Source organism: Methylophaga sp. OBS4, assembly GCF_026319305.1.
Lineage (GTDB): Bacteria > Pseudomonadota > Gammaproteobacteria > Nitrosococcales > Methylophagaceae > Methylophaga.
Genome location: NZ_JAPDMV010000055.1, coordinates 1 through 8,667 on the forward strand (window position 1 = coordinate 1; position 8,667 = coordinate 8,667).

The 8,667-nt window shown below is 48.9% G+C and carries 9 protein-coding genes, 1 tRNA gene and 1 pseudogene; 9 read left to right on the plus strand and 2 right to left on the minus strand.

Features of this window, described 5'->3' with window-relative positions; translation table 11 throughout:
* The 7 genes and pseudogenes from OMP95_RS12135 to OMP95_RS12165 all read left to right on the plus strand — a co-directional run.
* Nucleotides 1-355 (plus strand): annotated as a pseudogene (locus OMP95_RS12135) (tRNA threonylcarbamoyladenosine dehydratase); the annotation flags it as partial.
* Nucleotides 348-872 (plus strand): hypothetical protein, encoded by a 525-nt coding sequence (locus OMP95_RS12140; RefSeq protein WP_266329207.1) that lies wholly within the window; start codon nt 348-350, stop codon nt 870-872. The pseudogene OMP95_RS12135 and the gene OMP95_RS12140, both read left to right, overlap by 8 nt.
* A 118-nt stretch (nt 873-990) precedes the next feature.
* The gene (locus OMP95_RS12145) at nt 991-1,485 is read left to right on the plus strand and encodes an aminoacyl-tRNA deacylase (protein WP_266329209.1); all 495 of its coding nucleotides are present in this window, start codon (nt 991-993) and stop codon (nt 1,483-1,485) included.
* Nucleotides 1,486-1,582: 97 nt separating this feature from the next.
* Entirely contained in the window at nt 1,583-2,668 is a 1,086-nt protein-coding gene (locus tag OMP95_RS12150; protein ID WP_266329212.1) for a hypothetical protein, read from the plus strand.
* Between the two features lie 210 nt (nt 2,669-2,878).
* Nucleotides 2,879-3,541, plus strand: a complete 663-nt coding sequence (locus OMP95_RS12155; RefSeq protein WP_266329214.1) for a hypothetical protein — start codon at nt 2,879-2,881, stop codon at nt 3,539-3,541.
* 296 nt (nt 3,542-3,837) lie between these two features.
* On the plus strand, nt 3,838-5,055 hold the full coding sequence (locus tag OMP95_RS12160; protein ID WP_266329216.1) for an MFS transporter: 1,218 nt from the start codon (nt 3,838-3,840) through the stop codon (nt 5,053-5,055).
* Between the two features lie 170 nt (nt 5,056-5,225).
* Nucleotides 5,226-6,080 (plus strand): translation initiation factor eIF-2B, encoded by an 855-nt coding sequence (locus tag OMP95_RS12165; RefSeq protein ID WP_266329218.1) that lies wholly within the window; start codon nt 5,226-5,228, stop codon nt 6,078-6,080.
* A gap of 233 nt (nt 6,081-6,313) precedes the next feature.
* Here OMP95_RS12165 and OMP95_RS12170 read toward each other — a convergent pair whose 3' ends face one another.
* Entirely contained in the window at nt 6,314-6,631 is a 318-nt protein-coding gene (locus OMP95_RS12170) for a CBU_0592 family membrane protein (protein ID WP_266329220.1), read from the minus strand.
* 267 nt (nt 6,632-6,898) lie between these two features.
* Between OMP95_RS12170 and OMP95_RS12175 the strand changes: the two genes are divergently transcribed.
* On the plus strand, nt 6,899-7,327 hold the full coding sequence (locus OMP95_RS12175) for a hypothetical protein (protein ID WP_266329222.1): 429 nt from the start codon (nt 6,899-6,901) through the stop codon (nt 7,325-7,327).
* A gap of 365 nt (nt 7,328-7,692) precedes the next feature.
* Here OMP95_RS12175 and OMP95_RS12180 read toward each other — a convergent pair.
* Nucleotides 7,693-7,769, minus strand: a tRNA-Pro gene (locus OMP95_RS12180).
* An 86-nt stretch (nt 7,770-7,855) separates the two neighbouring features.
* On the opposite strand from OMP95_RS12180, the gene OMP95_RS12185 reads away from it, so the two are divergent.
* Nucleotides 7,856-8,497 (plus strand): ceramidase domain-containing protein, encoded by a 642-nt coding sequence (locus OMP95_RS12185; protein ID WP_266329224.1) that lies wholly within the window; start codon nt 7,856-7,858, stop codon nt 8,495-8,497.
* The last annotated feature ends 170 nt before the right edge of the window (nt 8,498-8,667 follow it).

The window sequence follows — 8,667 nt, forward strand, 5'->3', positions numbered from 1 at the left end:
CAGCAAATCAGCCTTATTGGAAACCGCTTGGCGTAATGATATGACAGTATTTGCCAGCATGGGTGCAGGGGGTAAACTGGATCCGACTCAAGTGCGTACCGGTGATTTGATGGATACCACTATGTGCAAGCTGGCTAAACAATTACGTGCACAACTGCGCAAACGGGGGATCGGCCGCGGTATTCAGACCGTGTATTCGCTGGAATCACCGTTACCTCCCCTGCCGCCGGAACCGGTCAGCCGTGGTCGCGCCCGCGCCGTCAACGGCACCGTCAGTTATATGCCTTCAATCTTCGGCCTGACTTTGGCCGGCATGGTAATTAACCATATCGTCGGTGACGCTCGGCGTGTCTGATCCAACCAATGTACTCAACTGCGATGCACAAAGGCAGCAACAACTGGCAACATTACTGGCCCCATACGGTATCGAGATCGTGCCGGTGGCTGATGATGAAACCATACCCGGCAGCTTTTTCGGTGAACGCGAAGCCGGTCTGATTGGCCATCAGCTTTATCTGCGCTTTGACACACCGGTGCACTCCGCCCTGCATGAAGCCGGCCACTATATCTGTATGGATGCAGCCCGCCGCCAGCAACTGCATACCGATGCCGAAGGTGATTACGACGAGGAAAACGGCGTGTGTTATCTGCAAATTCTGCTGGCCGACTATCTGGACAATGTCGGCCGTGACCGCATGATGCTGGATATGGATCGCTGGGGTTATACCTTCCGGCTCGGCAGTGCCCGCACTTGGTTCGAGCAGGATGCCGAGGACGCCAGAACGTGGCTGCAGCAATTCAATATTATCGACGCTGAGCAAACACCGACCTGGCAGTTACGGCAAGACAGTCCCGTTTCAGCTATAGCCTGAGGACCTCCACTGGAGTCCATGGCCCACGTTCAGGGTGAACGAAGCCCTTAAATCCAGTATCCTAAGACCATATGTCATCACCAGCGTGATGGCCAGACATTAAACCCCAGGAGGCAAAATGCGCGATACCATCACGTCCCCGGTCACGGAACAACTTAACACGCTGAATATTCCGTTTGAGACTATACAAATTCCGCTCACGGAAGATAAAAAGCCGGTGCGTAACCTGGAAGAATTACTCAGCAGTCAAGGACACGATCCCAAATCCGTGGTACGCAGCCTGTTGTTTCGAACCGGTTCCGATAATTTCGTATTACTGGCCGTCGCGGGCGGCGGCCGTGCCGATTGGGCCACGTTGCGCAAACACCTTAATGAACGAAAATTAAGAATGGCCGAATTTCATGAAATTGAAGAAGCCACCGGTTATGTAATCGGTGCTGTGCCGCCGATTGCTTTGCCTGATACGGTTAAAGTACTGATCGATAAAAGCGTCTCAGATTATGACAAGGTAGTCATTGGCAGTGGTGTGCTGGGTTACGCCTTGAGTTTAAGCGCAGCCGATCTGCAAAAAGCCCTGGGTGACGCTGACAGTGGAGAGTTCGTCAAAAACTGAACTGTAAACTTACGCATTGCCGGCATCACTTTTGCAGAACCAACAGCCGTTTAAATAGTCTGTGAATATAAGCCCTGCTTTACGCGAGGTAACGGCTATGCTTAACAGAAAACCCCCTATATTGCCGATATTTTCGTCGATGTTGCTGTCATTTTCGCTTATCTTGACAGCCCCAACCATTTTGGCTGAAGACTCGTCGGCTGTCCGGTTTGGTACCTCTGATTCAGGTAGCGGTCATGCCCGCAAGTTTGGTGGTTCTTCAGATAGTCACACTCGGGGCAGACAATATCACCGGCATGACACTCACAGGGGCGACCATGGCAAATACCAGTCTTCTGGCAGCAAGAGTGAGCGTGCGTTTGGTCTGCCTTCTCGCCATGATAGTAAACATAGTTATCACTCCAGAGATTATGACCGCAAGTTTGATGGTTTTTCAGATAATCAAATCCAGGGCAAGCAGTACCACCAGCAAACTAACACCTACAGGGGCAGCCATAACAGGCACCAATATTATGGCATCAAGGGGCATCGTTCGTTTGGTATGGCTCCCCGTCATGATAGTAAACATCGTTATCACTCCAGAGATCATGATCGCAACATTTATCGCAGCCCCCATCATTACAAACCTCGTTATTATAGTTATTACCGGCACACTGGCATTTATCTGAACTACTCACCTATTGGCTACTCTTACTATTCACGGCCTGTCACAACCACCATTGTCGGTTATCCACGCACCGTAGGGTATAGGCCGGCTCCAATCCAGCGTGACGATTACAGTCAGATAGACGCCTGGGCGGCACTGGGTAACTATCAAATAGACGCCGCGTTAAATGCCTTTGAAGGCCAAATCAACAGCAGGCCAGACTCAGCACTGCCTCGGGTGGGATATGCTTTGGCTATAGCGTTATCCGGTGATATTGAAACCGGTGCCTTGGCCATGGAGCAGGCATTGTCATCAGATGTGACCGATCTGCATTACTTCCGGGCTGACACAGATCTGGAACTGATTATTGAGGAATTACTGCTCAGTTATCAGGATGATCCACTGATGACGGCTTCGCTTTATTATTTACAACAGGATTATATTGCCGCCAACAAATCTATCAGTTATGCATTGAGAGAATGCAGTGACTGCCCCAGTGTCCGTAATTTGCAGGGGCTGATTAAGCGGCGTATATAACCCGGTGGGCCTGTGTCATACCAACCGTAGCAGAGGCTCAAACAGACTGCTCAACTCAGCTCGAGATGACAGTTGATTCAATTCACAGATCGGATTTTAATCCGACAAAACTTGTCTGACTGCAATCCGACCTGCTTTATATCTCAGACCGGTCGACTGGCCGGTCTTTTTTATGCTTATATGGCACTGGGCCAATCGCTGAACTTATATATGGATGAAAGTACCTTACATTACCGATTAACGACCGTACTGCAGATCATTCTGCTGGCAGGGGCTGTCGGTGCCATCTGGGAACAACAATGGCTGAATGCCGTGATTATTACCGGCATAATTATCATTACGCTATTTCCGATTCTGCTGGCGAGAAAATTCCAGGTTTTCATTCCGCATGAATTTAAGCTGCTGGCGATTGCTTTTATATTCGCATCACTGTTTCTGGGTGAAGTACACGGCTATTACACCCGTTTCTGGTGGTGGGATATGGTATTGCATACCAGCTCCGGCTTTCTGCTCGGAATTATCGGCTTCCTATTGGTATATGTACTCAATGAAACCGAACAGATTCAGCTGAACATGCGCCCCGGGTTTGTAGCATTTTTTGCCTTCCTGTTTGCTTTGGGCATGGGGGCAATATGGGAAATCTTCGAGTTTGTCATGGATGCTTTACTGAGCATGGATATGCAAAAAACCATGCTTGGCGATCCTTCGGGCCTGACTGATACAATGCTGGACTTGATCGTCGATGCTGCCGGAGCTTTGGTCATCAGCATTCTGGGCTATGGTTATCTCAAAGCCATGCAGGAAGAATCATTCTTGGAACGCTGGATCCGCAAATTCATTAAAAGCAATCCGCGCCTGTTCAAGCAAGGTTGACCCCCGGCAGCGCCGTTGACGCTATAAATCGACTGACTTTTTAGCGTCTGGAAATAAATAACTGCTGCGATTACGCCGGATGTTCGTTTGTCTTCAAGCAACGGCAAGTTGTAATAGAGCAGTCTCAAAAATAGAGAGCGTGCACTGAGACAAGGCACGAACCCTGCGAGAAGCGGAGTTTACAAATAGTAAATGAACACCGGTTCAGGGTTCGTAACACCGTCTCAGCGTGCGAGAGCATTTTTGAGACCGCTTCTAGTTATTTATTGATAGGCCCTTACTTCATAGGATATAACATGGACTCAGACAATCGTCTTGGTTACCTGAGCTTATTACGTCAGCACGGCGGGCTGTTAGCCGCCGCCTATCTGGCAGTATTTACCGGCAACCTCGGTCAGAGCTTTTTTATCGGTCTGTTTCAGACAGATATCAGCGAACTTTTAAACATCAGTGCCGGTGAATTCGGCAGTCTGTATGCCGCCATCACCATGACCAGCGGCTTTCTGGTCATGCATTTCGGCCCCAAAATCGACTGGATAGCGCCGCGGCGTTACGCATTACTGGTGCTGACAACATTGACCCTCGGTTTGCTGATGCTGACTTTATCTCCCTGGTGGGCTTTAAGCATTCTGGGTCTGGGTTTATTGCGTTTATGCGGTCAGGGTTTGATGACGCATCTGGGCAGTACCCTGGCCGGACGCGAGTTCACCATCAATCGCGGCCGGGCTTTAAGTTTGGTCAGCCTGGGCATGCCTTCGGGCGAAATTATTCTGCCGCCGATCATCGCCCTGCTGGTTGTCTGGCTCAGCTGGCAGCAAATCTGGTGGTGTCTTCTAGCGGTATTGATCGTGCTGTGGTTGATGCTGTTATTGTTTGTCGACTGGCCGCAGGCACCGCGCCAGAAACACGACAGCAAAACCCATCACGACACCGGACCCAGCCCGATGCGGGAACTGCGTTTTTGGATGCTGTTGCCGATGTTAATGGTGTTGCCAATTACCCTCACCGGCATCTTTATCTATCAGGCGCAAATGACGCAGGATCTGGCCGCCAGCACCACCACTTATGCTTTGGCGTTAACCGCCATGGGCATTGCCCGTTTCCCGGGTGCCCTGCTCGGCGGTCGCTGGATCGACGAATTCGGTGCCACCACGCTGGCAAAGCTTTATCTGCTGCCGTTTGCCATTGCATTACTGATTTCAGCTTTGATCGGCGGCAATGCCGGTATCTGGATTCTGATGCTGGGCGCCGGTCTCGCTTTGGGCATGTCCTCCCCTATCGGCGACAGCCTTCTGGTCAGACTGTGGGGACGCGAACATCTGGGTCAGGTGCGCTCGCTGAAATCGGCTTTTCTGGTGTTTTCCACCGGTCTTGCCCCCGCCTTCCTCGGTTTTATGATTGATGCAGGCGTACAATTTCAGAGTATCCTGATAGGCATGCTGGTATTTCTGATTGCCGCCTGGCTGCTGGCCTTATCGCCGATCAGGGAAGCGCACCACAGCCCTGTTTCATAGCTATCTCTTGTACACATCTCAGCTACTGCGAATTGAACCACAAAGGCACAGAAGACACAGAGATTGTTATCGGTTACGCTCAAGATGCCATGCAGGCCATGGCTATGACGCGCCTTTTTTACGTTATGGCAGGTATATATAAGAGACAGGGTTCATGGAGGGCCATTATCATGACAGACACCTATCAAACATTGTTGGCCAATCTGAAAAATAATCAGCAATCCGGTGCCACCGAACTGGCGCTGACCACCCTGCAAGCCTTGCAACAATATCTGCAAGACGCTGCCCCCCAAACGGCAGATGAATTAACCGCTATTGCCGAAGAACTGGCCGCCGCCCGCCCCAGCATGATCGCCTTGGGCAACGTGCTGCACCGCTGGCTGGAGCATTCACCCGCCTCTACTCAACCCGAACAGTTCAAATCAGACTATCTCCACAACCTTGAAAATATCCGCCAGCAACTGCAACAAACCCGTGACAAAGTCGCCCTGAATACCTGCGAACTTATCAAGCCGGATATGACCATCCTCACCCACAGCCGCAGCTCACAAGTACTGGCTTTGTTCGAACAACTGGTCAAACAACAAACTCCGTTCGCCGTTATTATCACGATAAGCGCGCCGGGCAATGAAGGTCTGCTGGTCGCTCAGCAGCTCAACCAATGGCAAGTGCCGACCACGGTCATTACCGATGCCGAACTGGGTTTGTTTATGCCTGAGGCCGATATCAATATCAGCGGCTGCGACAGCTGGCTCACCGATCATCATTTCGTCAACAAAAGCGGTACCCTGCTCCAGGCTTTGGCCGCGCAGCATTTCGGCAAACCGTTTTGGGTGTTGGCCGACAGCTTCAAAAACAGCCACCACAACAGCCGACAAATCACACTCGAATCCATGCCCGCCGACGAAATGCAGGTACCCAATGGTGAATTTATCCAGGCCCGGAATATCTATTTTGAAACCATCTCCACCCGGCTTATCAGCGGCCGGGTTGATGAACATGGTGTTCAAAGTGGTCAGCTCTGAGTATCGCCAAAACCGCAAATTTGTTTTCCAAACAATAATATGGAATATTTAACTCCACGCCCGTTTTCATAAGCGGTACATGAATGCTAATGGACAGCATATTTCAATCGTGTCTGACCCTTTTGACGTGAATGCTAATGGACAGCATATTTCAATCGTGTCTGACCCTTTTGACGAAGAACTTCTTCCCTTGATCGGTGTAGTGGCATAGTCCACCGACGCGCTAAAATAAGCTATAAATCTACCTTACCTTTGGTAAGGGCACTTTCTTTTGGTGATTCAAGCCGTTCTTCAGTTATAGAGGCTTTATTTGACCTGTAGTAATTAACAATGCCGACTATGCTAATCAGCAGCCAGAAAAACTCAATTGCAAAGGCAGAAAGGTTAAAATCAAAAGCCAACGAAACCAAGATCAGTAAGGCGCCAACACCGTTTAATACCGAATAACTCAGCTGATTGCTGGATAATTTATTGAGTTGCAGTAACAGGTAAGCGGCCAAGATCAGAACAACGCCAATATTGCCTGTAAAATCTATCCAAGAGTAGCTCATTGTTTTACCTGTTTTTTATCGCTGATAAATACCCAGCATTATATTTATTATTTATCTGTCTACCTATAGAGCGGAGAGTGTTCTTTAGGTTCACTCTGACCCCAAATATCCTCCCCAAATATCCAATGCATCTCAATTATCGGCTGGTTCCGGTCTTGAATATTGATCTATCACAAGCATTCAAGAAAGCTGTCAGATTACGCCTATACCCTTGGTATTTAAAAGAGTAAGATAATTCTTGGAACACAAAAACAAAGGAGACCAGTTATGAAAGCATTGATTAGCAGTATTTTGCTGTCTGTGGCCATGTCTATGCCGCTGCAAGCAACGGCAGAAGAAGAGACGGGGATGCAAGGGATGCAAGGGATGCAAGGCTATATGATGGATCAGGATCATATGATGAAAATGCATCAGCATATGCAGGATATGCAGGCATTGATGGGTAAAATACAACAGGAAAAAGAACCGGCTCAGTTCCGTCATATGATGCAGCAGCATATGAGTATGATGCAGCAAGGGATGCATATGATGGATGGTTCAATGGGACAAAAAGGTCAGGGGATGGGCATGCAGGGCAGCAAAGATATGCCGATGAATCAGGAAAACTGCTTGCAAATGAATGGTCAGCATATGCAAATGATGCATCAAATGATGGGGCAAATGATGGAACATATGCGGATGATGGAGCGCAAATAATCTGAGCCGAATCGATATTAACACCGGTATTTTCGATACCGGTGTCAGTATCTTAATAAGGGAGCCTGTAAAATAATTCTGTGTAACTGCAGTTTTCAAACGAAGTCCGCCAATCGATCTTCGAACTCAATCATAAAGAGGTTCAGCGCCTCCTTCCAATTTCTGATGGGCATAGTTCATTTCTTTGAGGTATCCGGGATGGGGACCAATGAGGTCACCCTGAACCTCCCCCAGTTTAACGGACACTTTTAATCGACGACAATGTCGCCTAGAAGGAGTGTCCTATGACAACTAAGCGTAAGCCATATAAGACCTATACCAAGGAATTCAAGCAAGAAAAAATGCAGTCTCCTTTTTTAGGAAGATGGTCGGAGTGAGAGGATTTGAACCTCCGGCCCCTGCCTCCCGAAGGCAGTGCTCTACCAGGCTGAGCTACACTCCGACGTGAATCATTATAAAGACTATTTTGTACATTAATGAGCGGTATATTCTAAGGCATTATTGAGCGAGGCGGGAGGCTAAGCTTTAATGTTTGACATACTTTATCTTTATTGCGAACGGACAAGTCCTGAGTTTTGGGCGGAGCCTGTCAATGCACTGACGAATCTATTGTTCTTCGTCAGTGCCTGGTTCAGCTGGCGACGTACCAATAGTCTGGGCACCAGATCCTTGGGAGTATGGCTATTGCTCGCACTGATATGCGCCATCAGCGTCGGCAGTTTCCTGTTCCATACATTCGCCACGAATTGGGCGCAGTTAATGGATGAGTTGCCAATCCTGCTCTTTCAGTTGGTCTATCTATGGCTCTATTGTCGGGAAGTCGCACGGTTCAAGCCTTTTTATGTAGTCGGTATCTTGCTGGGATTTTTCATTGCCGCCCTCATTGGCAGGCAGTTTCCACAAGTCTTGAACGGTTCATTGATCTATGCCCCGGCCATGATTGTCCTGCTGGTGCTGGGAATTTATCATATGGCTACGCGCCGTATTGAGCGTTACATAGTGCTGATTACTGCCGGTGTGTTTATTGTCTCTCTGACATTCCGGACCATAGACAATGCTATTTGCCCTTACTTCCCGCTGGGGAGCCATTTTATGTGGCATGTATGCAACGCGTTTATTCTCTATTTGCTGTTGAGAGCGTTGTTGGCTAACCGTCTTAAGCGGCCTTGACCAAGGGAATGACAACGGCTGAACAAGCCTTCTACCCTTGACGAATCCGCAGATTACGCAGATGGACGCAGATTTAAGAACAAGTATTTATGTTGCAGCTTCCCGACACCAAGTAGAAAGTCTTGAGTTGCTTACTCCGACTAGAGGATTGGAAATGAACCGTCATTGCC